General features: G+C 57.1%; 23 protein-coding genes and 1 other RNA gene. All 24 read left to right on the top strand.

Annotation, left to right across the window (positions count from 1 at the left end):
• Nucleotides 1-271 precede the first annotated feature (271 nt).
• Nucleotides 272-799, top strand: coding sequence for a translation initiation factor IF-3 (gene infC / locus RDU76_09365; GenBank protein MDQ7799131.1), 528 nt, complete (start codon nt 272-274; stop codon nt 797-799).
• 120 nt (nt 800-919) lie between these two features.
• The gene (gene rpmI, locus RDU76_09370; protein MDQ7799132.1) at nt 920-1,117 is read left to right on the top strand and encodes a 50S ribosomal protein L35; all 198 of its coding nucleotides are present in this window, start codon (nt 920-922) and stop codon (nt 1,115-1,117) included.
• A 50-nt stretch (nt 1,118-1,167) separates the two neighbouring features.
• Nucleotides 1,168-1,572, top strand: a complete 405-nt coding sequence (gene rplT, locus RDU76_09375) for a 50S ribosomal protein L20 (protein MDQ7799133.1) — start codon at nt 1,168-1,170, stop codon at nt 1,570-1,572.
• Nucleotides 1,573-1,599: 27 nt separating this feature from the next.
• On the top strand, nt 1,600-2,625 hold the full coding sequence (gene pheS / locus RDU76_09380; protein ID MDQ7799134.1) for a phenylalanine--tRNA ligase subunit alpha: 1,026 nt from the start codon (nt 1,600-1,602) through the stop codon (nt 2,623-2,625).
• A gap of 125 nt (nt 2,626-2,750) precedes the next feature.
• Entirely contained in the window at nt 2,751-4,814 is a 2,064-nt protein-coding gene (gene pheT, locus RDU76_09385; GenBank protein MDQ7799135.1) for a phenylalanine--tRNA ligase subunit beta, read from the top strand.
• Between the two features lie 53 nt (nt 4,815-4,867).
• Nucleotides 4,868-5,143 (top strand): cell division protein ZapB, encoded by a 276-nt coding sequence (gene zapB / locus RDU76_09390; GenBank protein MDQ7799136.1) that lies wholly within the window; start codon nt 4,868-4,870, stop codon nt 5,141-5,143.
• Nucleotides 5,144-5,188: 45 nt separating this feature from the next.
• Nucleotides 5,189-5,458 carry a cell division protein ZapA gene (locus tag RDU76_09395; protein MDQ7799137.1) on the top strand — a complete coding sequence of 90 codons (270 nt, stop codon included), beginning with the start codon at nt 5,189-5,191 and terminating at the stop codon, nt 5,456-5,458.
• An 87-nt stretch (nt 5,459-5,545) separates the two neighbouring features.
• Nucleotides 5,546-5,722, top strand: a non-coding RNA gene (ssrS, locus tag RDU76_09400) — 6S RNA.
• Between the two features lie 216 nt (nt 5,723-5,938).
• Complete coding sequence (rny, locus tag RDU76_09405) at nt 5,939-7,501, top strand: ribonuclease Y (GenBank protein ID MDQ7799138.1); 1,563 nt, start codon at nt 5,939-5,941, stop codon at nt 7,499-7,501.
• A gap of 72 nt (nt 7,502-7,573) precedes the next feature.
• Nucleotides 7,574-8,353, top strand: a complete 780-nt coding sequence (locus tag RDU76_09410) for a TIGR00282 family metallophosphoesterase (protein MDQ7799139.1) — start codon at nt 7,574-7,576, stop codon at nt 8,351-8,353.
• Between the two features lie 10 nt (nt 8,354-8,363).
• Nucleotides 8,364-8,678 (top strand): hypothetical protein, encoded by a 315-nt coding sequence (locus RDU76_09415; GenBank protein MDQ7799140.1) that lies wholly within the window; start codon nt 8,364-8,366, stop codon nt 8,676-8,678.
• 227 nt (nt 8,679-8,905) lie between these two features.
• Nucleotides 8,906-9,331 (top strand): IS200/IS605 family transposase, encoded by a 426-nt coding sequence (gene tnpA / locus RDU76_09420; protein ID MDQ7799141.1) that lies wholly within the window; start codon nt 8,906-8,908, stop codon nt 9,329-9,331.
• Between the two features lie 91 nt (nt 9,332-9,422).
• Nucleotides 9,423-10,298, top strand: coding sequence for a tetrahydrofolate dehydrogenase/cyclohydrolase catalytic domain-containing protein (locus RDU76_09425; protein ID MDQ7799142.1), 876 nt, complete (start codon nt 9,423-9,425; stop codon nt 10,296-10,298).
• Nucleotides 10,299-10,417: 119 nt separating this feature from the next.
• Nucleotides 10,418-11,623, top strand: a complete 1,206-nt coding sequence (gene xseA / locus RDU76_09430) for an exodeoxyribonuclease VII large subunit (protein ID MDQ7799143.1) — start codon at nt 10,418-10,420, stop codon at nt 11,621-11,623.
• Nucleotides 11,620-11,868 (top strand): exodeoxyribonuclease VII small subunit, encoded by a 249-nt coding sequence (gene xseB, locus RDU76_09435; GenBank protein MDQ7799144.1) that lies wholly within the window; start codon nt 11,620-11,622, stop codon nt 11,866-11,868. The genes xseA and xseB overlap by 4 nt, the downstream gene beginning before the upstream one ends.
• A complete protein-coding gene (locus RDU76_09440; protein ID MDQ7799145.1) occupies nt 11,869-13,128 on the top strand; it encodes a polyprenyl synthetase family protein in 1,260 nt (419 codons plus the stop codon).
• Nucleotides 13,129-13,140: 12 nt separating this feature from the next.
• Complete coding sequence (locus RDU76_09445; protein MDQ7799146.1) at nt 13,141-13,590, top strand: divergent PAP2 family protein; 450 nt, start codon at nt 13,141-13,143, stop codon at nt 13,588-13,590.
• Nucleotides 13,591-13,599: 9 nt separating this feature from the next.
• On the top strand, nt 13,600-15,465 hold the full coding sequence (dxs, locus tag RDU76_09450; protein ID MDQ7799147.1) for a 1-deoxy-D-xylulose-5-phosphate synthase: 1,866 nt from the start codon (nt 13,600-13,602) through the stop codon (nt 15,463-15,465).
• Between the two features lie 10 nt (nt 15,466-15,475).
• The gene (truB, locus tag RDU76_09455) at nt 15,476-16,324 is read left to right on the top strand and encodes a tRNA pseudouridine(55) synthase TruB (GenBank protein MDQ7799148.1); all 849 of its coding nucleotides are present in this window, start codon (nt 15,476-15,478) and stop codon (nt 16,322-16,324) included.
• 6 nt (nt 16,325-16,330) lie between these two features.
• Nucleotides 16,331-17,272 carry a bifunctional riboflavin kinase/FAD synthetase gene (locus RDU76_09460; protein MDQ7799149.1) on the top strand — a complete coding sequence of 314 codons (942 nt, stop codon included), beginning with the start codon at nt 16,331-16,333 and terminating at the stop codon, nt 17,270-17,272.
• Nucleotides 17,273-17,372: 100 nt separating this feature from the next.
• Nucleotides 17,373-17,642: a 30S ribosomal protein S15 gene (rpsO, locus tag RDU76_09465; GenBank protein MDQ7799150.1), complete on the top strand. Its 270-nt coding sequence runs from the start codon at nt 17,373-17,375 to the stop codon at nt 17,640-17,642.
• Nucleotides 17,643-17,885: 243 nt separating this feature from the next.
• The gene (pnp, locus tag RDU76_09470) at nt 17,886-19,976 is read left to right on the top strand and encodes a polyribonucleotide nucleotidyltransferase (protein ID MDQ7799151.1); all 2,091 of its coding nucleotides are present in this window, start codon (nt 17,886-17,888) and stop codon (nt 19,974-19,976) included.
• A 326-nt stretch (nt 19,977-20,302) separates the two neighbouring features.
• Nucleotides 20,303-22,318, top strand: a complete 2,016-nt coding sequence (locus RDU76_09475; GenBank protein ID MDQ7799152.1) for a FlgD immunoglobulin-like domain containing protein — start codon at nt 20,303-20,305, stop codon at nt 22,316-22,318.
• Between the two features lie 108 nt (nt 22,319-22,426).
• The gene (locus RDU76_09480) at nt 22,427-25,909 is read left to right on the top strand and encodes a C25 family cysteine peptidase (protein MDQ7799153.1); all 3,483 of its coding nucleotides are present in this window, start codon (nt 22,427-22,429) and stop codon (nt 25,907-25,909) included.
• Nucleotides 25,910-25,942 lie beyond the last annotated feature (33 nt).

Raw genomic sequence — 25,942 nt, forward strand, 5'->3', positions numbered from 1 at the left:
CGAGGTCAGCCAGTCGGAGTCTCTGACTGTTATGGCGGGTGGCATGTATTATTTGCCGCCGGCCTTTTTTGTTGCCATTAATCATCTTTGCCTCACACCAAGCCGCAAAGATGTTTACCACGGAAACACTGAAATTTTGGAATAATAACCAGAGGGAAGCCCGGTTAAGGTTCTTGCTTTGTATTTTTAAGTAGTTCCGTGTTTCAGTGGTTAGTTACGCAGAGGCCGGATACTGTGTCTTTGTGAGAGTAATATCAGCAACCTAAACACTTTGGAGGGTAACCTTATTCTGAAAGAACACCGAATCAACGAAAGGATCAGAATCCCCGAGATCAGGGTGATCGGAGCAGAGGGCAACCAGTTGGGGATACTGGAATCCCGCGAAGCCTTAAGAATGGCCGAAGAACAGGGGCTGGACCTGGTGGAGATCGCCCCCGATGCCAAACCCCCGGTGTGCAAGATAATGGACTACGGAAAGTTCATCTACGCCGAGGAGAAGAAACTTAAGGAATCGCGCAAGAAACAGCACCAGACCAAGGTCAAGGAGATCCGCCTGGGCCCGCAGATGGGCGCTCACGATTACCAGGTGAAGCTGAACCAGGCCAAGGAATTCCTGACCAAAAGGGACAAGGTCAAGGTCTCAATGCGCTTCCGGGGGCGGGAGATGGCCCACGTGGACCTGGGCCAGAAGCTGATCGACCGCTTCATAGAGGACATCGCCCCGCTGGCCAATGTGGAACATGCTCCCAAGATGGAGGGCCGGACCATCAACCTGGTGGTGTCCCCCAAACAAGTATAGAGCTACGGCTGAAACATCGCGGGAGCATCCAACCGATACTGCCGGGGCTGTTCATGTCCCGGCCGCAGGGTGTTTTACGGAAACAATAAAAACAAACATCATAAAACCTCAGGAGGTGTTATGCCCAAGATCAAGACCAACAAGGCGGCCGCCAAGCGCCTGAAAGGCACCGGCACCGGCAAGATCAAGCGCTCCCGGGCCTGCAAGAGCCACAAGCTGACCGTCAAGAGCCGCAAGAGAAAACGCGTGCTGCGCCAGGACACCCTGGTGGACTCGGCCAATCTTAAACGCATCAAGAGACTGTTACCCAACCTGTAAACCCATCATGGTCTGACGACCTGATCTTATAGAAAGGATATTTAGGCAGTATGTCCAGAGTTACTACCGCAGTCGCCACCCGGCAGAGAAAGAAAAAGATCTTCAAAAAAGCCAAAGGCTTTTGGGGTGGCCGAAAGAATCTGTACCGCATCGCCAAGGAAGCGGTGATGCGGGCCGGGCAGTTCGCCTATCGCGACCGCCACAACAAGAAACGTGAGTTCCGCAGCCTGTGGATCGTCCGGGTGAATGCCGCCTGCCGGATGAACGGCATTTCCTACAATGCCTTCATCAACGGGCTCAAGAAGAACAACATTGCCATCGACCGCAAGATGCTGGCCGAGCTGGCGGTGCACGACCCGTTGGCCTTTACCAGGATCGTGGAAGCGGCCAGGAAGGAATCCGCCGTCAAGCCGGTTCCGGTTGAAAAAGGGAAGCCGGAGATCGGCCCGGCCTAAGGGCAACGAGCCGGATCAATTTTTCCCATGAAAGATAAACTGGCAACAATAGGAGCCGAAGCCGAGGAGAGGATCTCCGGCTGCCGGTCCCTGGCCGAGCTGGAGGCCCTGAGGGTCCTGTATCTGGGGCGCAAGGGGGAGCTGACCGAGCTTTTAAAGTCGGTTTCCTCCCTGCCGTCGGAGGAGAGGCCTTCATTCGGGGCCGCCACCAACCAGCTCAAGGTGCGGATCGGTGAATTGCTGGATTCCAGGAAGGCCGGGCTGTCCACCACCGAACTTGAGTCCCGGCACAGCCAGGAGGCGGTGGACGTCACCCTGCCGGGGCGGCGGCCTTTTGCCGGGCACCGGCACCCCCTGTCCCAGCTGCTGGAGGAGATCTCGGACATCTTCCACGGAATGGGCTTCTCGGTGGCCGAGGGCCCGGACGTGGAATCGTCCCGGAATAATTTCGACGCCCTGAACACGCCGCAGAACCACCCCTCACGGGACATGCAGGATACCTTCTACCTCAATGATGACCAGAGCCTGCTGATGAGGACCCATACCTCCCCGGTGCAGATAAGGACCATGAGGTCCCAGCAGCCGCCGGTGCGGATCATCGCCCCCGGCCGGTGCTACCGGCGGGATGCCATCGATGCTTCGCATATGCCGGTGTTCCACCAGTGCGAGGGGCTGTACGTGGACCGGAAGGCCAGCCTGGCCGACCTGAAGGGCATCCTTAATTATTTTGCCCGGCAGTTGCTGGGGGAGAAGGTCAAGATAAGGTTCCGGCCCCATTTCTTCCCCTTTACCGAGCCCAGCGTGGAGTACGATTTCTCCTGCCTGTTCTGCGGAGGCCAGGGCTGCCGGGTCTGCAAGCAGTCCGGCTGGCTGGAGATCTCCGGGGCCGGGATGGTGGATCCCAACGTCTTCAAGAATGTGGGCTACGATCCGGAGATTTACCAGGGATTCGCCTGGGGGCTGGGGCTGGAGCGGGTGGCCATGCTCAGATACGGCATCAACGACATCCGGCTGTTCTACCAGGGGGACCTGAGGTTTCTGGAGCAGTTTTAACCAGCCACCAAGACACCAAGGCACAAAGAACGACAGACAACGGATGAAAATTAATGACAGAGATTGAGAACTGATACAGAATATCGACTACGGAATGCGGCAAGTATAATCAGCATCCAAGAAAAATGAAGATAACCTATAACTGGCTCAAGGAATTCATAGATTTCAACTGGACGGTCAAGGAGCTGTCCGACAAGCTGACCTTCTCCGGCATCGAGGTGGAGGCGGTTGAGCCTTTGTCCGGCGGCGACCATCTGCTGGATCTGGAGATAACCCCCAACCGGCCGGACTGCCTGTCCCTGCTGGGCATCGCCCGTGACATCAGGGCCCTGGCCGGCGGGAATATCACCCCGCCCGACTGCACGGTGGCCGAGAAAGGCCAGCCGGTCGACCAGCTGGCCAAACTCTCCATCGAGGACGGGGCGGGCTGCCCCCGGTATCTGACCCGGGTGATCACCGGGGTCAAAGTGGCCGAATCCCCCGGATGGCTCAAGGAGAAGATCGAGAAGATAGGACTGCGTTCCATCAATAATGTGGCGGATGTGACCAATCTGGTGATGTATGAATTGGGACATCCGCTTCATGCGTTTGATTACGACAAACTGGCCGACCACACCATCATAGTAAGGCGGGCCAATCCCAATGAAAATTTCACCACCCTGGACGGAGTGGAGCGTAAACTTACGGCCGAAAATCTGGTGATCGCCGATGCCAAGAGGCCGGTGGCCCTGGCCGGTATCATGGGCGGGCTGGAATCGGAGATATCGGACCACACCAAAAACGTCCTTTTGGAGAGCGCCTATTTCGAGCCCAACCTGATACGCCGGGGCAGTCGGCTGTTGGGCCTCCAGACCGAGGCCTCATACCGCTTCGAGCGGGGGGCCGATCCGCTGATCCTGAAGAAAGCGGCCGATAGGGCCGCCAAACTGATAGCCGAACTGGCCGGAGGCCAGGTGGCGGCAGGGGTGCTGGATGTAACCGAGACGGAATTTCCCGAATACCGCCAGCTGACATTACGCCCGGAAAAGGCCAACAGCCTTTTGGGAGTGGATATCCCGGCCGACCGGATGATCGAAATACTCAATGCCCTGGAAATAAAAGCTCAAAAGGCTGGAGACATCATAGAAGTTCAAGTGCCCAGTTTCCGCAGCGATATCGAGCGGGAGGTGGACCTGATAGAAGAGGTGGGAAGAATATTCGGCTACGACAACCTGCCCGGGGATCGGATCGAACCCTGGGCGGTGCCGGCCGTCAAGCGCCCCAAGGACATCTTCCTGGCCGGGGTCTCAAAAGCCATGACCGGCCAAGGGTTCTCCGAGCATTACGGCCTGACCCTGACAGACCCGGGCAAACTGGAGATTTTGGACCTGTCGCCGGCCTTCCCGTCCCAACCGGCGGTGGAGCTGGTCAATCCCATCTCCTCGGACCAGTCAGCCCTCCGGACGATTTTGCTGCCGGGGCTTTTGGAGGCCGCCGGACAGAACCTGAACAACGGTCGCGCCGGCGTCAGGCTTTTCGAGATGGGTAAAATATTCCGGCCCCAAAAGCCGTCTCCGGACGAAGGCCTTCATCTGGGAGCCCTGTTGTGCGGACAGGCATCCGGCCAAGCATGGGACGCCAAACCCGAGGCGGCCGATTTCTTCGACATCAAGGGCGCTTTGCAGTTCCTGCTGGATTCCCTGGGCCTGGCCGAGGCCGAATTTGCCGCAGAAAAGGTCCCGGCCCTGCATCCCGGCCGTTCGGCCGTGGTCAGGATCGATAAGAAGATACTGGGCTGCTGCGGCGAGCTGGATCCGGCGACATCGGCCCAGATAGGGCTTAGGGAACGGATATATTATCTGGAGATCGATCTGGAACTCCTGATGGAGCTGTCCGGATCGAAACAGAACAGATACCGGGAACTGCCGAGATTCCCGTCAATAAAACGGGACCTGGCCCTGGAGCTGCCGGTGGAAACGGAATGCCGGAGGGTGATCGGACTGATCGGACAGCTGGCCGGCGGCGAACTGGAATCGGTGTCATTATTCGACCTGTATCAGGGTAAACAGATCGAGCCGGGCCGCAAGAGCATGGCCTTCTCCCTGGTCTACCGGGCGGCCGACCGGACCCTGACCGACGCCGAGGTCTCCGGCATCCATCAAAAGGTGGTGGAGGGATTGAAGGGGGAACTGCAGGCCCATATCAGGTAACAGTCCTGATCTGGCTCCTGCCATTTTATATATATAAACTCGGAGGGTCATCTATGAGCTTAGACGCACTGGAGGCACTGGAGGAAAGGATCGACAAGGCGGTGGGGACCATCACCCAGTTAAAGAAGGATAGGGATCAACTGGAGGGCGAGAACGCCCGGCTAAAGGGACAGCTGGAGACCCTGAATAAAAAGATCAAGTCTATGGAGGATAAGGGCGGGGACCTGGCGTCCCTGCAGGATGAGAACCGGCAGCTTAAGGGATCGCAGGAAGAGCTTAAGAGCAAGCTGGAAAACATAATAGGCAAGCTGGAGAAGCTCCAGCAATAGTATATCGAACTGCAGGGAAATTTTAAACCATAATCATAGAGTGCTATGGCCGAATCCAAACCGGGCATAAAAGTTGAGATCTTCGGGAACGAATACCGGATCAAAGGGCAGGCGGACGCCGAATACGTAAAGCGGGTGGCCGCCTACGTGGACGAGAAGATGCGCCAGCTGTCCCAGCTATCGGTGACCGGGGCCGTTTCCAAGATCGCCATTCTTACCGCCATCAACATCGCCGACGAGCTGTTCCGGGAAAGACAGGAGCGCGAGAAGGCCATGGAGAAGCTCAGCCACCGGCTGGAGCAGATCGGCGAATAAAAAGTTTGGGGCCGGAAAATATTTTTCAAAAAGGGCTTGCAAATCCGGTCCAACGGTAGTATATTTGGCCTAGACGGAGTTCATTCATTTTCCCTGCAGTGCTCGAAGCCAGCGGATATTTTTTGAGCCAACGCCTATTCTTAATGGACCTAACCTTCGATCGCGGTGTGCATGCCCCGCAAGGGGAAGCCTGAAACGGTTGAGGAGGTACCACCTTTTGAATGGGTTCAAAGATGCCGTTTGCCCGACACAGGCGGGGAATTTTTATTGCCCCGGCGCCATCCTGAGAGCTTGCCATGAAACAAGAATTCTTTTGACCTTTGAAGTGGCACTCCAAGGCAAAGCAAGTTGAAGAATGATCATTTTATCTGTCGCACTTCAACCTGCCGGACGGGAAAATTTCTCAGTGTGACAGATGCTGTATAAAAGAAAACATTTTAACGCGACACTTTTTACATATAAACAGGAAGGGAAAGACAGATGATGACAGTGATCTGGATAATTATTGCCGTGGCCGGCACCGGACTGGGGTCCTTTTTGGGATATTTGATACATCAGAAGATCTCCGAGGCCAAACTGGCCGGGGCCGAGAAGCTGGCCGAGAAGGTGATCGCCGAGGCCCAGCGCGAGGCGGCCACCTACAAGAAGGCGGCGGCGGTGCAGGCCAAGGAGGAATCATACCGGCTGAAGACCAATTTTGAGAAAGAGACCCAGAGCCGGCGCCAGGAGCTCAAGGATTACGAGCACCGGATAACCGAGAAGGAAAAGCAGATCGACCACAAGGTGGACATCATCAACCGCAAGGAGAAGGACGTCGAGGTCCGGGAGCGGGAGCTGGTGGCCAAGGAGCGGGTGATCCGGGCCAAGGACGAGCGCCTGACCACCCTGATAGACGAGCAGAACACCAAACTGGAGCAGATCGCCGGCCTGACCCAGGAGGAGGCCAAGAAGATACTGATGCAGAACCTGGAGACCCAGGTGCGCCACGAGTCGGCCCAGATGATGAAGGTCATCCGCGACGAGGCCAAGGAGAACGCCGAGAAGGAGGCCCGCCAGATCATCTCCATGGCGGTCCAGCGCTACGCCGGGGAGCACACCGCCGAGACCACCGTGTCGGTGGTGCCGCTGGCCAGCGACGAGATGAAGGGACGGATCATTGGCCGGGAGGGCCGCAATATCCGGGCTTTCGAGGCCGCCACCGGGGTGGAGGTGCTGATCGACGACACCCCGGAGGCCATCGTGATCTCGGCCTTCGACCCGGTGCGCCGGGAGGTGGCCCGGATGGCCATGGAGAAGCTGGTGTCCGACGGGCGGATCCAGCCGGCCCGCATCGAGGAGGTCATCGAAAAGGCCCAGAAGGATGTGGACCGCAGCATCAAGGAGGCCGGGGAATCACTGGCCCTGGAGGTGGGGGTGCCGGGACTGCATCCCGAACTGCTGCTGCTGCTGGGACGGCTCAAATACCGCACCAGCTACGGCCAGAACGTCCTGCAGCACTCCAAGGAAGTGGCCTTTCTGGCCAGCATGATGGCCGGGGAGCTGGAGCTGGATTCGGCCCTGGCCAAGCGGGCCGGGCTGCTGCATGACATCGGCAAGGCGGTGGACCACAACATCGAGGGCACCCACAGCCAGATCGGCATGGACATCGCCAAACGCTACGGCGAGTCGGCCATAGTGATCAACGCCGTCGGGGCCCATCACGAGGACATCGAGTTCATCTCGCCCATATCGGTGCTGATCGCGGCGGCCGACGCCATCTCCGGGGCCCGGCCGGGCGCCAGAAGGGAATCGCTGGAGGCCTATGTCAAGCGGCTGGAGAAGCTGGAGGAGGTGGCTTATTCTTTCAGCGGGGTCAGCAAGGCCTACGCCATCCAGGCCGGGCGCGAGGTCCGGATCATCGTCACCCCGGAGGATGTCAGCGACAGCCGGACCACCGAGATGGCCAACGAGATCGCCCACAAGGTGGAGTCGTCCCTGCAGTATCCCGGGCAGATCAAGGTGACGGTCATCCGCGAAACGCGGGGGATAGGCTACGCAAAATAACCAACCCACGAAACACACTAAAATTCACGAAAATGGTTTATTTTAGTGATCTTTCGTGCATTTAGTGGGAAAATGAAAATTCTTTTTATTGGCGATATCATCGGGCGGCCGGGCCGCATGGCGGTGGAGAAGCTGCTGCCGGGCTTGATCGAAGAGCATCAGATCGACTTCGTGATAGCCAACGGAGAGAATGCCGCAGCCGGCTTCGGCCTGACCCCGGCGGTGCTGGACAACCTTTTTGCCCTGGGCATAGACGTGGTCACTTCCGGCAATCATCTATGGGACAAGAAGGATATCCTGCCCCGGCTCAAAAAAGAGCCCCGCCTGTTGCGTCCGGCCAATTATCCGCCGGAGGTGCCGGGAACCAGCTTCGGGGTCTATGAGGACAAGCAGGGACACAAGGTGGGCGTCTTCAACCTGCTGGGCCGGGTGTTCATGCCGGCGGTGGATTGCCCGTTCAGAATTGCCGACCAGGTGATAGCCGGGCTGAAGAAGGAGACCGAGATCATCATCGTGGACATGCACGCCGAGGCCACCTCCGAGAAGATCGCTTTGGGCTGGTATTTGGACGGCCGGGTCTCCGCGGTGATAGGCACCCACACCCATGTGATGACCGCCGACCAGCGGGTGCTGCCCAAAGGCACGGCCTATATCACCGACGCCGGGATGACCGGCGGGTTCGACAGCGTGATCGGCATGGAGAAGGAGCCGATAATCGAGAAGTTTTTGACCCAACTGCCTACCAAGTTCGAAGTGGCCGAGGGGGATGTGAGGTTCAACGGGGTGGTGGTGGAGGTGGATGAGCAGAGCGGGAAGGCGAAAGCCATAAAAAGAATAATAATTAATACATAGCGGTATTGAAATGAATAATAAAGCATTTCTGTTTATTGTCTTTATTGGTTTGTTTGCCTTTGTTGGTTGTCAGAGTGTGCAAACTGTGACAAAAAACGAATTGAACTTGGCGGCTTCTAAGTGGAAAGAGCCCAAAGTTAGTATTTGGTATTACACAGGGACAAAGGAAGGATATGATTATTTTGTCCATCAAGATTTAGGCGAGACCGTTGTTTATCGTGTTTCATCAAAAGAAATGATTATTGATAAGCAATTTCCGTTAACCAAGAAAAGAAAGCTATGGCGGGTTATGAATTGGGGTATTACAGAAATACAAAACAGATGATTTAACCCAACTACCAACTAAATTCGAGGTGGCCGAGGGGGATGTGAGGTTCAACGGGGTGGTGGTGGCGGTATGTTTGCGATAGGTTGAAAACCTATCGCTGGAAAGTCAACAAGGCCGCTGGGACGGCCTGTAAAAAGTCAGGCTTGCAGAGGCAAGCCTTGGTGAAAACCAGCGATATCATTCATGGTATCGCTGATGAAGGGTAGATTTAGCAAAGACGTTTTATGCCGAAGGTTCATTACGAATTGTTTTATCATTTTGTTTGGCACACCAAGGATGATAAACCATATATCGACGAAGAGATTGAGCGTTATTTATTTGCCTGCATCGGGCAAAAATGCAAACAAGAAGGTTATCATTTATTGGCGATAAACGGCACGGAGGATCATGTCCATATATTGCTGTCCTTGCGTCCGGCACAATTGATATCCGATGTAGCCCATGCGTTAAAAGGCAGTACATCGTACGATGTAAATAAACATTTCCAAGGCAAAAAACAATTATATTGGCAAAACGGTTATGGCGTTTTATCCGTGAGCAAACAGGCTGTGCCAAGGATCAAAATTTATATCAGCGGGCAGAAAGTGCATCATGAAAAGGGCGAGTTACTAAAGGAATTCGAAGATTGTGAAGGCTCGGAGGAGCCTTGATGAATACCAGCGATATCATTCATGGTATCGCAAATAGATGCCTGGATTCCCGCATACGCGGGAATGACAATAAGCCCAAAAGAAGAGAATTATGGCCCAAATCATAGACGGTAAAAAAATATCGGCCGAGATACGGCAGGTAGTGGCTGCCGAGGTCGCAGGCCTCAAGGAACAGGGGATAGCGCCGCATTTGGCGGTGATCATAGTCGGTTCGGATCCCGGGTCGCAGGTTTATGTCCGCAACAAGCACAAGGCCTGCGAGGAGACCGGCATCAAGTCCACAGTCATAGAAATGCCGGAGGACACCACTCAGGAGCAACTGCTGGCCCAGGTGGAGAAACTCAACAACGACAAGAACGTCCACGGTATTTTGGTGCAATCCCCGGTGCCCAAGGGGCTGTCCGAGGAGAGGGCCTTCGAGTCCATCCATCCGCTAAAGGACGTGGACTGTTTCCACCCGGAGAACGTCGGATTGCTGATGCTGGGCCGGCCGCGCTTTCTGCCGGCCACCCCGGCCGGGGTGATAGAACTGCTGGTGCGCTACAACATCAAGATATCCGGCCAGTACGTGGTGATAGTGGGCCGTTCCAACATAGTGGGCAAGCCGCTGGCCAACATGCTGGCCCAAAAGTCGGAACGCGGCAACGCCACGGTCACCGTCTGCCATACCGGCACCAAGGGGCTGTCCTATTACACCAAGCAGGCCGATATAGTAATCGCCGCTGCCGGAGCGCCGGGCCTGATCACCGGCGAAATGCTCAACAGCAACTGCACGGTGATAGACGTGGGCACCAACCGCATACCGGACGCCTCCAAAAAATCGGGCTACAGCCTGGTGGGCGATGTGGACTTCGAATCGGCCTCCAAGGTGGCGGCCTATATCTCGCCGGTCCCCGGCGGGGTGGGTCTGATGACCATCGCCATGCTGCTGAAGAACTGCGTGATGGCGGCCAAGCTTCAAAGTTGATTAATATTTTTTTTACCGCAAAGACGCTAAGGACGCAAAGATTTTATGCTTTCAGTTTTTAAGAAATGATCCGTGCAAATCAGTATTAATCCGTCTAATCCGTGTGCAATTGAAAAATAATGTCCGAAGATAAAAGAACGATCCTGTCTGTCAGCCAGCTGACCGGCGAGATCAAGCGGGTGCTGGAGAACAGCTTCCCCCGTCTGTGGGTGCAGGGCGAGATATCCAACCTGACGGTCCACAGTTCCGGGCACCTGTACTTCTCCCTGAAGGACGCTGGCAGCCAGGTGCGCTGCGTGATGTTCCGCAGCTACGCCAAAGACCTGATGCTGATGCCCCAGGACGGCATGCAGGTGGTGGTCCAGGGGGACGTCACGGTCTTCGACCGGGCCGGGCAGTATCAGCTCAGTGTCCAGCAGCTGCAGGTGGCGGGATCCGGCGAGCTGGCCCAGGCCTTCGAGCGTCTGAAAAAAAAGTTGGCCGACGAGGGGCTGTTCGATGCGGAATTCAAGCAGGAGCTTCCGGCCTATCCCAAAAGCATCGGGATAGTCACCTCGCCTACCGGGGCTGCCATCCGGGATATCGTCAAAGTGGCCCGCCGCCGCTGGCCGGGAATAGAGCTGATCCTCTGCCCGGTGCCGGTGCAGGGAGTAGGGGCGGCCGAAAAGATCGCCCGGGCGGTGGATGATCTCAACCAGTACGGTAAGGTCGATCTTTTGATCGTGGGCCGGGGCGGAGGCTCGGCCGAAGACCTGTGGGCCTTCAATGAGGAAATTCTGGCCCGGGCCATCTTCAACTCAAAGATACCGGTCATCTCGGCGGTGGGTCACGAAGTGGATTTCACCATCTCCGACCTGGTGGCCGACCTTAGGGCGCCCACCCCGTCGGCGGCGGCCGAACTGGCGGTACCCGATGTCAGGGAAATAAGATCGAACCTGTCCGACCTGGCCCAGAGAATAATTTCTTCAATAAATGATATGCTGGATAGCGCCGAGGTCAGGTTGTCTTCGCTGCAGCGCAGCTACGGCCTGAACCGCCTGCAGGATATGTTATCCCAGAAATCGCAGCAGTTGGACTGGGCGGGAACATCTTTGAATAATAAGATCAACGACCGGGTCGGATCGTATAACAATAGGCTTCAGGGACAGGCGATAGCTTTAAAAGCGCTGGACCCCAAAAATACCCTCAAGCGGGGATACAGCATCTGTCGCGATCAGAACGGGCGGGTGGTGGTGTCTTCAAAAGCCCTGGATAAGGGCAAATTGATAACTGCCGAGTTCCATGCCGGCAAAGCTCAAATGACAGTCGAGGAAACCATGCCATGAAAAAAGCAAAAACAGATGCCGATTTCAAATTCGAAAAAGCCCTGGCCCGTATCGAGCAGATAGTGGACCAGATGGAGTCCGGCGAGATCGAATTGGACAAAGCCCTCAACCTCTATCAGGAGGGCATGGAGCTGATGGCCGGATGCCAGGCCACTTTGGAAGAAACCCAAAATAAAATAAAAAAAATAACCAGGGACATCCAGGGCAGGCTGAAGGTTGAAGAGCACCATATGGAGGAGAATTAAATGGCCCAGAAGAAGACCGTCAAGAAGACAGCTGCAACCAAAAAAAAGCCCGTTAAGAAGATAACGGCGGCCAGGAAAAAATCCGTCAAGAAAACCCCTGCGGTCAGGAAACAGGCCCCGGCCGTGAGGCCGGCTCCGGCCAAAAATGAAATGCCGGCCAAGGTCAAACCCTTAAGCGGCCTGGCCAGGCTGATGGAGGAGGTCAAGTGCCGCAAGGAGAAGGTCTACCAATACCTCCAGTTGAAGGACCGGCCGGAAAAATTCCAGCCCGAAGACATCTACTGCGGGGTGCATAAATACCTCAAGGCCGGCGGCAAGTCGCTCCGGCCGGCGGTGCTGTTGCTGGCCTGCGGGGCGGTGGGCGGGGACGAGGACAAGGCCATCCCGGCGGCGGCGGCGGTGGAGGTCTACCATACCTGGACCCTGGTGCATGACGACATCATCGACCGCGACGGCACCCGGCGCGGGGTGGCCACCGTCCACGAGGAGCTGAAGAACCGGGCCATCAAGAAGCTGGGCCTGAAGGGCGAGGAGGCGGCGCACTACGGCCAGGCCATGGCCATCCTGGCCGGGGACCTGCAGCAGGGCTGGACCATCTCACTGCTGACCGAGCTGGCCAGGGAAAAGGGCATCAGTCCCATCCTGGTGCTGCAGCTGATCCTGGACCTGGAGGTGGACGTCCAGTGCAACCTGATCGAGGGCGAGGCCCTGGACCTGCAGTATTCCAAGGTGCCGATCGAGGCCTTGAGCGAGGAAAAGATCCTGGCCATGCTGTGGAAGAAGACCGGGGCCCTGTACCAGTTCGCCGGCAGGGCCGGGGCCATGATCGGGATAGACCAGCCCAACAGCCGCCATCCCTATGTGGAGGCCCTGTCGCTGTTCACCTCCAACTGCGGGATCGCCTTCCAGCTGCAGGATGACATTCTGGGCATCCTGGCCGACGAGAAAAAACTGGGCAAGCCGGTGGGCTCGGACATCAGGGAAGGCAAGCGGACGGTGATCGTCTATCACGCTCTGGGCGAGGCCAATCGCAAGGAGAAAAGCCTGATCCTGAAGACTTTAAACAATTCCAAGGCCGCTCCCAATCAGGTCAAACAGGTGACCAAGCTGTTCCAGGAGCTGGGCAGCATCGCCTACACCGCAGAGATGGCCCAGAAATACGTCCGCAAGGCGGTGGCCGCCCTGGAGACGCTGCCCGACAGCGAATACAAAAAGCTGCTGATGCTGTGGGCGGATTATATGATCAACCGGGAATTTTAAATCATTTCGGCCATGCTGTTTTGGGACGTTTTAAAGAACAGGATCCTGTGGGCGGTGGTGGCCAGCGGGATCTCCACCCAGGTGCTAAAAGCCTTCGCCTCCGTCATCTGGGAGGGGCACATCAACTGGCGGCGCACCCTGGAGCCCGGGGGCATGCCCAGTTCCCATGCCGCCTCCTCGGTAACCCTGGCCACCATGATCGGCCTGGCCGCCGGGTTCGACAGCCTGCTGTTCGCCCTGACCGCTTATATCAGCTTCGTGGTGATGTACGATGCCGCCGGGGTCCGCCGGGCGGTGGGGAAGCAGGCCATACTGCTTAACCGCCTGCTGGAGAGCCGGACGCTTAAGAAGAGGGCCGGGGGCGAGAAGCTTCGGGAGCTGCTGGGACATACTCCGGTGGAGGTCATCGCCGGAGGCTTTTTGGGCCTCATCTGGGGCCTGCTGTTTCATTATGTATTTTAATCGGACATTATGTACTTAGAGAAAATAAATTCACCGGCCGATCTCAAGGAGCTGAGACTGGACCAGCTGGACATCCTGGCCCGGGAGGTGAGGGAGAGGATCATCACGGTGGTATCCCGCAACGGGGGACATCTGGCCCCCAGCCTGGGCACTGTGGAATTGACCATCGCTTTGCATTACGTGCTGGATACCCCCCAGGATAAATTGGTGTGGGACGTGGGCCACCAGGCTTACGCTCACAAGATACTGACCGGGCGCCGGGAACAATTCGACACCGTTCGGACCTATAAGGGTTTGAGCGGTTTCCCCAAAAGGGCCGAGAGCCCCTACGATAATTTCGACACCGGCCATGCCTCGACCTCAATCTCCGCGGCACTGGGGATGGCCTGTGCCCGGGACCTGAACGGTGAAAATTTTCGGACGGTGGCCGTCATCGGGGACGGTTCTCTGACCGGAGGCTTGGCCTTCGAGGGGCTGAACCATGCCGGGCAGCTCAAGAAGAACATGCTGGTCATTCTCAACGACAACCGGATGGCCATCTCCAAGCGGGTGGGGGCCCTGGGGCAGTATCTGACCAAGATCACCACCACTCCGGCCTATACCAATTTTGAAAAGAACCTGTGGGATTTTTTGGGGCGGCTGCCGGCCAACATCGGGGGCCCGTCGAGGGTGGCCTTCCGGCGTCTGCGCCAGGGCTTCAAGAACCTGATCGTGCCGGGGCTGACCTTCGAAGAACTGGGATACCATTACGAGGGCCCGATAGACGGGCACGATATCGCGGCTTTGGTGGATGTTCTGCGGAGGATCAAGGACCAGCCGGGCCCGACCTTTCTGCATGTGCTGACGGTCAAGGGCAAGGGTTACGAGCCGGCCGAGGAGAATGCCGAAAAATTTCACGGGGTGGGCGCCTTCGATCCGGAGACCGGCGACCCGCTGTCCTGCAAGAACATCTGCTCCTATACCGAGGTATTCGGCAAATCACTGGTGGAGCTGGCCAAGACCGACCCCCGGATAGTGGGTATCACCGCGGCCATGCCGGAGGGGACCGGGCTGGACTATTTCCGGAGGGTTTTCCCCGACCGCTTCTTTGATGTCGGCATCGCCGAACAGCACGCCCTGACCTTTGCCGCCGGGCTGGCGTCCCAGGGATTCAAACCGGTGGTGGCCATCTATTCCACTTTCCTGCAGAGGGGCTACGACCAGATCATCCACGACATAGCCCTGCAGAAGCTTCCGGTGATCATGGCCATAGACCGGGCCGGCCTGGTGGGCGAGGACGGGCCGACCCATCACGGGCCGTTCGATCTGTCGTTCCTGCGCTGCATTCCCAACCTGACGGTGATGGCCCCCCAGGACGAATGGGAGCTGGCCTCCATGCTGAGAACCGCCCTGCAGATCAGAGGGCCGGCGGCCATACGTTACCCCAGAGGTCCTGGTTTCGGGGTAAGCCTGAAAAATCCAGGTTTGCTCGCTTCGGGCAAAGCCGAGATCACCCGGCCGGGCAAGGACGGGGCCCTGCTGGGGATCGGCATCATGTCCACTGTCGCCCGGCAGGCGGCCGATGAGCTGGCCAAGGAGGGACTGGAACTGGAGGTGGTCAACGCCAGGTTCGTCAAACCGCTGGATCAGGAAACTATAACCGGGCTCCTGAAACGCCATAAAAGGATCATCACCCTGGAGGAGAACGTGCGGGACGGCGGTTTCGGTTCGGCCGTTATGGAATTGGCCGAGGCCGGGGGCCTGTCCTGCCAGATAAAAATCCTGAGCCTGCCGGATGAGTTCATCGAGGCCGGCCCCAGAAACAAGCTTCTGGAGATCCATCGGCTGGACCGGGACGGAGTGATCCAGGCCGCCCGTGAATTCTTTGTCCGCTGATCTCCGATATATGGATGCCATCCTCAATATAAACAAACCGCCGGGAATGACCTCCTTTGCCGTAGTATCAAGGGTCCGGCGGCTTTTGAAAATCAAGAAGGCCGGGCATGCCGGGACCTTGGACCCCATGGCCGTCGGGGTGCTGCTGGTGGTTACCGGCCGGGCCACCCGGCTTTCCCAGTTCCTGATGGGCCGGCCCAAGGAATATCTGGCAACCATCAAGCTGGGGATCGAGACCGATACCTGCGACCTGGAGGGGCAGGTGATAAGGCAGTGCGATGTCCCGGATATCGCCCGGCCGCAGCTTCTGTTGGCGCTGAACGAATTTACCGGGGACATCTGGCAGACTCCGCCCAGTTTTTCGGCCATCAAGATCGACGGCCAGCCGGCCTATAAAAAAGCTCGGCAGGGGAAGGCGGTGAAGATCCCGGAACGGCAGGTGAGGGTGGATGCGATCGATCTTATCGGCGTTGCTGGCGATGAGATAACCATCAAGGTCCGCTGCTCCAAGGGCACCTATGTCCGTTCGCTGGCCCGGGATATCGGCCAGCGCCTGGGCAGCTGCGGGACCCTGGCGGCCCTGACCCGCACCGCGGTGGGCGAATTCCGCCTGGAGCAGGCCCTGGAGTTGGAGTGCATCACGGAGCAGGACGGTGTAAGCATGGACCAGGCGCTGGCCTTTATGCCCGAGGTGATCATAGATCCCGACGGCTATCAAAGGATCAAACATGGTAATGCTATCATGGTCGCTGAAAAGGGGGAAAGGGACATCTACCATCGGATCAAATATGACGGGCAGTTGGTGGCGTTGGGGCAGTTCAAGGACGACCATCAAGTGCATCCCGAGATCGTGCTGTAGAGAATTATGCTGGTGATCAAACGACTCAATAATTTCGGCGTCAAGCATCCCGGCGCCGTGGCCGCCCTGGGTTCCTTCGACGGCCTGCACCTGGGGCACCGGGCCATCATCAAAAAGCTGGTGGCCAGGGCAAAAAAGATCGGGCATGACAGCGTGGTGATCACCTTCGATCCCCATCCCCGGCAGGTATTGTCCCAGGACAGGACCCCCTGCCTTTTGACGGCCCTGTCCGAGAAACAACAGATACTGGAAACCCTGGGCGTCGGGGTGATGGCAGTCATAAAATTCTCGCCCCGGGTGGCGGCGCTGTCGCCGGAGGAATTCATTCGCTCGGTGATGGTGAAAAAACTGGCGGTGTCGGAGGTCATCTGCGGGAACGACTGCGGCTTCGGGGCCGGACGGAAGGGCAACATCAACACCCTGCGGGAACTGGGGGCCAAGATGGGCTTCAAGGTGTCGGTGCTTTCATCGCTTAAGACCAACGGAAGCAAGATCAGCAGTTCCTGCATCCGGGACCTGATATCTTCCGGAAAAATAGGGAAGGCCAACAAGATGCTGGGCAGGGTCTACTCCGTCAGGGGCATGGTGGTAAAGGGGCTGGGGCTGGGCCGCAAGCTGGGCTTTCCCACCGCCAACATCAGATCGTCGGATCCCCAGAAGCTTCTGCCGCGGGACGGGGTCTATGCCGCCGGGGCCAGGATCGGGCGCAGGGAATACCAGGGAATGCTCTATATCGGCCGCCGCCTCACCGTCGGCCGGAGCGCCAGGACCATTGAGTTCAACGCCTTCGGCGGGAAATATGACCTCTCCGGGAAGAAGGCCGAGATGTTTTTTCATAAATTTATCAGGCCGGGTAAAAAATACGGCACCGTTGAGGCGCTGATCAGGGCCATAGAGCGGGACCAGGGAAAAATAGAAAGATATTTTGAAACCGGCTTATCATATTGACTTTTAAGTCTGTTATAGATTATAATTACCTATCATTAACGACCTCTCCTGCACCGCTTCGCGGGAGAAGGCATCAGAAAAATCAGGAGGAAATCACACCATGCCACTGACCATTGAAAAGAAGCAGGAATTGATCGGCAAACACCAGAAACATGAAGGGGATACCGGCAGCCCCGAGGTGCAGGTAGCATTGCTTACCGAGCGGATCAACGACCTGACCGAACACCTCAAGATCCACAAAAAAGACCACGCCTGCCGGCGGGGCCTTTTAAAGATGGTGGGCCAGCGGCGCCGGCTGCTGAACTACCTCTCCAAGCGCCATATGGACCGCTACCGGGCCATAGTGGATAAGCTGGAACTCAGAAAGTAATTGTCCGGGCTTGATAAGCAACAGGGGCGATGATGATCGCCCCTGTTGGCTTAAACCGGACGGCAAGCAATACCCCGGAGCAGGCATCGGCAGGCTTTCTTGCCCGCGAAACACGCGAAACAATCCGGACCATTACGGTCCGGCCAGGTCCGGCAAGGCCTGCTGTGATTAGCTCCAATCAACAATCAATTTCCCCCGAAAAGCGGGGAAGGTCCCGCAGAGCTGCGGGGCAGGAAGGAAAAAATGGTACAAGTACAGGAACTGGAACTGGGGGGACGCAAACTGATAATCGAGACCGGCCGGATGGCCAAACAGGCCGGCGGGTCGGTGACGGTGCGCTACGGCGACACCGTGGTGCTGGTGACGGCGGTGGGGGCCGATAAGCCCCGGGAGGGAATAGATTTCTTCCCCCTGAGCGTGGAATACCGGGAGCAGGCCTATGCCGTAGGCAGGATACCGGGCGGCTTCTTCAAGCGGGAGGGCCGGCCCAGGGAAAAGGAGATCCTTTCGGCCCGGCTGATCGACCGGCCGATCCGTCCGCTGTTCCCGCAGGAATTCAGGAACGAAGTGCAGGTCTTTGCCCTGATACTTTCAGCCGACCAGGAGAACGATTCCGATATACTGGGAATGATCGGGGCCTCGGCGGCCCTGTCCATCTCCGATGTCCCCTTCCTGGGACCCATCGGGTCGGTCAGGGTGGGGATGATAAACGGCCAGTATGTGATCAACCCCACCTTCCAGCAGCTGCAGGAAAGCCGGCTGGATATCGTCATAGCCGGCAGCCGCGATTCCATCACCATGGTGGAGGCCGGGGCCCGGGAGGTCTCGGAGGACGAGATCGTGGCCGCCATAGAGTTCGGCCACCAGTATATCAAGCAGATCGTGGAGATGCAGGATGAATTGGTCAAAAAATGCGGCAAACCAAAGCTGGTTGTCGCCCCGGCGGAGAAGGACCAGGCCCTGATAGAAAAGGTCAGGGAGCTGACCCTGAACAAGGTCCGGGCGGCCAATATCCTGCCGCAAAAGGAGGTCCGCCAGGATGCCGTCAAGCAGCTGACCGCCGAGGCCATCGAATCATTGAAAGAATCCTATCCGGAATCCGACAAGACCATCAAGGCGCTGATCGAGGAGATACAGAGCCAGGACCTGAGGGAGAGGATCCTTAAGGAGGGCAAACGGGCCGACGGCCGGGGCCTGACCGACATCCGTCCCATAACCTGCGAGGTGGGGGTGCTGCCCCGGACCCACGGCTCGGCCCTGTTCACCCGGGGCGAGACCCAGAGCCTGGCGGTGACCACCCTGGGAACCGCTTCCGACGGGCAACGGATAGAGGATCTGGAGGGCGAATACACCAAAAGCTACATGCTGCATTATAACTTCCCGCCGTTCTCGGTGGGAGAGGTCAAGCCCATCCGCGGTCCGGGCCGCCGGGAGATAGGCCACGGAGCGCTGGCCGAGAGGGCGGTGGCTCCCATGATCCCGGCCGAGGACCGGTTTCCCTACACCGTCAGGGTGGTATCGGAAATCCTGGAATCCAACGGCTCCTCCTCGATGGCCTCGGTGTGCGGCGCTTCGCTGTCGCTGATGGACGCCGGAGTACCCATCAAATCTCCGGTGGCCGGCATTGCCATGGGGCTGGTCATGGAAAAGGACCAGGTGGCCATTCTTTCAGACATCATGGGCCTGGAGGATCATCTGGGGGACATGGACTTCAAAGTGGCCGGCACCAGGGAGGGCATCACCGCCCTGCAATTGGACATCAAGGTCCAGGGCCTCACCAAGGATATACTGCAGAAAGCCCTGACCCAGGCGCACCAGGGGCGGATGCACATCCTGGACATCATGACCCAGACCATGGACCAACCCCGGACCGAGCTTTCCCCTTATGCCCCGCGGATCCTCAGCCTGATGATCCCGCCCGACAAGATCGGCATGGTCATCGGCCCGGGCGGCAAGAGCATCCGGGCCCTGCAGGAGGAGTTCGGGGTCAAGATAGACATCGACGACGACAATTCCGGGCGGGTCTGCGTGGCCTCGGTGGGAGCGGCCGGGGTGGCGGGGGCCGAGGCCTGCTACGAGAAGATCAAGTGGATGACCGCCGAGCCGGAGATAGGCAAGATCTACCAGGCCAAGGTGGTCAAGATCATGAATTTCGGGGCCTTTGTGGAGTTCATGCCCGGCCAGGAAGGTCTGGTCCACATCTCCGAGCTGGATAAAAAACGGGTGGAGAAGGTGGAGGACGTGGTTCAGGAGGGCCAGCAGATAGTGGTCAAGCTGATCAAGATAGATTCAGAGACGGGCAAGGTCAGCCTGTCGAGAAAACAGGCCCTGTAGGAATGTATAAAAGAACCGGAATGATATCCGGTTCTTTTTGTTTAAATTGCCTTGACAATTATTCGGAACAGTGATAAATTCGTCGTAAATAACAATTAAACAGGAGCGTTATGAAAAGAACATGTTTGGTGTTTTGGCTTGCTTTGGTGAGTATACCCATGGTATATGGATCGGGTTATAAGGCGCCTGATCACGGCAAAAAAGCGTCCTGGCTCCGGTATGTTCCCACAGCAGCCTTCCGGGCCCCTGGGTCTGTAGGTAAAACGGTAAGTTCCGTCTGGTTCACTTCCGATGGCGTGCCAACCCATGCTTCACCCCAGGGCCAGATGTTAACCTGGGCGGCCAATTGCCTGACCAACGACACCCTGCAGTGGGAGATTTGGGTGGATAACGGCAACGGTCTGTTCGACAGCCTTGGGGTCAATCAAGACCTGCAGTTATTTGTCTACTCGGTGTCCAACGGCGATACTCTTGGTGGTCGAGGCCTCCCAGACACCACGGCTGTGTTGGACAATGAAATAGTTAACGCTCTCAAAAACGGCTTTGCTCCGACTTTATACTGGATGAGGGCCGTCAGTTTGGTGGATGGCAGCTCGGCCTTTGATTCGGTGCGGGTGACGCCGATGGTCAGCCCCTGGGCCACGGTTTCCGGCCATGTTCACGTGCCGGGCGACAGCGTTTTGCAGAAGAATTTATGGGTGGAGGCTGACATCTACTTCGGAGACAATGCATTTTGGGCCGCGCTCACCGACAGTTTTGGCAATTACACTATCAACATGGACAATACCTATCTGGACACGTTGTGGGATATCGGGGGCCTGAACGATCTATCTGGTGGCTACATAGCGCCGGCCGATACCACCATCCGGGTAAACGGCGGAAATTACAACGACGTAAACTTTGATTATACTGCCGCCACCGACAGCGTCACCGGCGAGGTGAGAGACGAATTGGGCACGCCGTTATCCATTACGGCATATGTGTATGCGCAACAGGACAGCCGTGAAAAGGATACCCAGACCAGCGGTAGCCACTACCAGCTGTTCTTTTCGACCGCTGATACGGGAACCTGGCGGCTGGGGTGCGGGTGGGATGGGAACGCGCCGTACATGAATCCCAGTGAATTTGATATCCAACCGGCCGGCGTCGGGCATATTATTCATGACTTCAAGGCCTACCGGGCTACCGATTCGATCAAGGGAACGGTAACCGAGCAGGGAGGAGTTTCCAGCCGGGTCTACAGGATTTATGCCTGGTCGGACTCCCTACAGATATCGTCTTCGACCTTGACCGATCCGTCTACCGGGGCATATAAGCTGATGGTATCCGACTCTACCGATTATAATGTGGGCATTGACACGTGGAGCGAGGAGTATCCCATCCCCGACGGCTGGACGGTGAACCCCAGCGGGTATAGCAATGTCAATCCGCCGGCCACCGAAAAGAATTTTGACCTGTCTCCGGCCACCGAATTCATCGAGGGGCAGATCACCCAGGATCCCGGCGATGCCCAGCTGGCTGATTATGACCAGATCTGGTTGCAGGCATGGCCGACAAGCGGGGGCAGTGGATTCCAGACCCAGCCTAACATATCCGGACAGTATTCTATTCCGGCAATGCCCGATACCTATGACGTCGGAGCCGGGTACAACAACAATGGAAGGTTCCTATTCCAGCCGTCACGGTATCAATCGCTGATTGTCCACCCCAACGATACGCTGAGAAACAATGACTTTCTGGCCAACTACGGCCATTGCCAGGTGGAGGTGACATTGACCGGCTATCCTTTGGCCACCCAAAACTGGATGGGCGCTTCCGATAACAATTCCTGGCCCAATGGCTACCAGACCAACGTCGAAGTGGACAGTTCAGGGACATACAATCTGTATATCTGCAACTCCACCGGATGGAACGTTTGGGCACCGGGTATTGCCGGGTATGACGTGTCGCCTGGCAGCTATTATCTCGGAGACATATTCCACTCCGACACTTATCGGGGGGTATTAACTTTTATCTACACACCAACCGGAGTGGAAGGCAATCCCAAAGACCGTCTGATGCCAACGGTATTCAAGCTATCCCAGAACCACCCCAATCCGGTGAGGAGCATTGTCAGCATTTCCTACCAACTGCCCAAGCCCGCTAAGGTTTCAATGACAATATACAATATCTTGGGGCAGGCAGTAAAGAGTTTCGACGAAGGGAGCAAAGAGGCTGGCTATTATAATATCAAATGGGACGGCCGGGATGATAGAAATAGCCTGCTGGGTAACGGGATCTATTTCTACCGTTTGCAGGCCGGAGAGTTTGTGGCCACCAAAAAAATGGTGCTGATGCGTTAATGTCATTCTGCAACTACCCAGGCCCGCCCCGCATCAAGCGGGGCGGGCTTTATGCTATTGACAGCCCATCTTTTTGATGTTATATTCTTACAACTGCATTAAATACATATGAAGATCAAATTGACCATAATCTCGTTGCTATCGCTCGCTTCAATGGCCGGCGGGGGTATCCTCAGTCAAAAAATATCATTTCGAGACCTTTCCCCGGTTTTCCAAAAAACCGGGGAGTATCAGGCAATCAAATGTTCCGGGCTGGCCAATTACGGCAAGCCCGGGGCCCCCTGGCTGCCGGTAGAAACGGTCACCCTGTTACTGCCGCCGCAGGCCGTTGTCAGGTCGGTAAAAATCAATGATTCATACCGTCTGCTTCCCGGCAGATACAACATCGTCCCGGCCCAGAGATACCAGCCGATCTCCGAGAAGGCCCTGCCGGGGTTCCTCAGGGACAGCCTGATCTACAATTCCGGCGGCTACTATCCCGCCGGGCCGGTGCTCAGCCGGCGCCAGGGAAATTTCGGCGGTTATAACCTTATAAACCTGGTGGTCTGCCCCTTCAGCTTCCAGCCGCTGGAAGGAAAGCTGAGGATGCTTCAGGACCTTGAGGTCATACTGGAATACGACATTGATCATTCCCGGAATTCAAGTGTAACCGGCCGTGCTTCACAATGGGTTCGGAATAATACAGTCAACTATAGTTCTTATGCTTCTGATTATCCCACGGCGGGGATAATTAAGAGCACGGGATACGATCTTCTGATAATAACTGTGGCCCAGTATGACACAATCTTTCAAAGACTGGCGCAATGGAAGAACCAAAAGGGCATCAGTACAAAAGTGGCTGTGGTGGATACCATCTACCCCAAATATCCCGGCCGCGACCAGCCGGAGAAACTGCGCAACTTTGTCCTGGAACAGTATACAAATTACGGGATCAGCCATCTGCTGCTGGGCGGAGATTACGGCCTGGTCCCGGCCCGGACCGCCTTTGCCATGCACAGCGGGTACGAGGAAATGACCGGCAAAGTGGGGCTGGACAGTCTGATCTGCGATCTTTACTACAGTGATCTGGATGGCAGCTGGGACCTTAATGATAACGGCATCTTCGGAGAGCCGGCCGACAGCGTGGATATGTACCCCGAGATCTCGGTGGGCCGGGCAACGGCCGGCAGCATAGAACAGTCCCGAACCTTCGTCGACAAGGTGTCGACCTACGAAAAGAACCCTCCGGGCGGTTATCTTCCCAGGGCATCTTTCTGGGCCTCCTATCTGGACGCCGGCACCGACGCCGCACTGGGCAAGGACATGGTGGAGCGTGATTATGTGACCGATCGTTTCCGTCCGGTGGAGAAGCTTTACCAGTCATCGGGCAACGAAAGCCCGGCCAGCATAATCCAGTCGGTCAACAACGGCATTCACCTGATAAACCACAATGGCCATTCCGGTTTCAAGGTGATGCAGGGAGGGAACGGCTGGCTGGATACCACCCTGATGGACACCCTCAACAACCCCGGCCGGTGGGGTATCCTGTACTCCCAGGGCTGCCAGGCGGCCGGCTTCGATTCCAACTGCATCGCCGAGCATTTCGTGAATAACCCCCAGGGCGGGGGGCTGGCCTTCATCGGGAATTCGCGCTATGGGTGGTACTTTCCGGGATTCCCCGGCTACAGCCCCTCGGATCTTTACGACAATACCTTCTTCGACCAGCTGCTGATCCGGCAGGCCCCCAGCCTGGGGCAGGCTTTGGGCTTCTCCAAGGCCGACCTGATCCCCTTGTCGCAGGCCGACGGGTATTTTCGCTGGGTCAACTACAACCTGAACCTGCTGGGCGATCCCACCCTGGCGGTCTGGACTGCAGCTCCGGAGAGCCTGCAGATCATCTGCTCCGACAGCATCAATACCGGACCCATAGAGCTCTCGGTGAGTGTATCGAGGAACAACCAGCCGGCCGGCGATGTCGTCCTTACCCTGTACGTCGATTCTACCTACATCAGATCGGTCACCGATCGGTCCGGACAGGCGCTGTTGTCGGGATTTACAGCCCTGCCGCAGGAGGCGGTGCTCTCTGCCTGGACGGCGAACTGCATCCCGCTGCAGAAGGAGGTGAAGATAGTCACACCGGGCCCCAGCCTATCATATGCCGGACAAAGGTGGACCGAGATCTCGGGCAACGGCGACGGCCTGGCCGGACCCGGCGAATCCGGCACCCTGGAAATTTTGATCAGAAATAACGGAACATTATCCTCCGGATCGAATGCCAGGGCTGTATTGAGGTCAACTGACAGCAATGCGGCAGTGACCGACAGTCTGGCAGATATCTCAGGGCTGCTGCCGGGCGACAGCCTCTGGACCAGCGGTTCTCCGAAAATTGCCATCGACTCGACCTGCCGGGAGGGGGATATCACCCGGTTCGAAATTGAACTCATCGATTCCGCCGGGAACAGCTGGCATTACCAGATCGGGCAGGATATCTTGGCCCCGTCACTGAAATATTTGTATCATATAACTGATGACAGCCTGTTGGGCAACGGCAATAAGGTAATCGAACCGGGCGAGATCTTTTCCCTGGCGGTGTCTTTGAAAAACGCCGGCCAGGCGGCTCTAAGCCAAGGCGCTTTCAGCCTGAGCAGCGCCGATCCCTTGATGGATATATTGCAGCCTTCTGACAGCCTTATTTGGCTGGCGCCGGATTCGGCCTCCTCTGTTGAATTTATCCTTAAAATTGATTCCCTGGCTCCAGATACCAATTATTTCCCCAGGCTCCTGATCCAGGGCTCCTTTGCCGGGGGGTATTTTTCCGATTCGCTGGTCTTGACGGTGGGGGCGGCGGGGCTTGACGATCAAACGGAGTCGGGCGGCGGCAGCTGGCTGGTGGCGGATTCCAGTTATTGGCATATCAGCCCTTATAGGTACCATTCTCCGGCCAACAGCTGGTATTTCGGGATCGAGCCGGCCAACCTGGCCCCTTACCGGGCGGTGGACACCCTGCTTAGCCGGACATTTCTGGTGGGCGAAAGCCACCAGCTGAGTTTCTGGCAGTGGTACGATTTCATTCCCGAATGGGGCTACGGCTTCATAGAATTGTCCGGCTCCTCCGGGACCAGGCTGTTAGGGGTCCTGGCCGGGTCGTCCGGGCAGTGGGAAAAGAGAGTATACGATCTGTCCCGGTACCAGCCGGGCGAGGCCCTGCAATTGAGGTTCATCGCCTATGTGGACAGCGCCGGACCCGGCATCAGGTCGCAGGGATGGTTCATCGATGATGTCCTGGTGGGTCCGGCTCCGGCCGGGGTGTCGGGAGGACAGCCGGCGCTTCTTTCCGCCGACAGATTGCTGCCGAACCGGCCCAACCCCTTTGCCGGGTCAACCGAGATAACCTTCCAGTTGAAACAGAGATCACCGGTCGAATTGGCGGTCTACGATGTGCTGGGCCGGAAGGTTAAAATCCTGACCTCGGGCCTGCTCCAGCCGGGAAGTTATAATGCCATCTGGGATGGGAAGGATTTTTACGGCAGGAGGCTGTCGGGAGGCATATATTTTGTCCGCCTTTCGGTTTCCGGAAGGTCGCTGGTGCGCCGGATGGTGATGATCAAATAATGATTTTGTATTGACATAAGGCATTTTAGTTAG

It is taken from the genome of Candidatus Edwardsbacteria bacterium, from assembly GCA_031082425.1.
Classification (GTDB): Bacteria; Edwardsbacteria; AC1; order AC1; family EtOH8; genus UBA2226.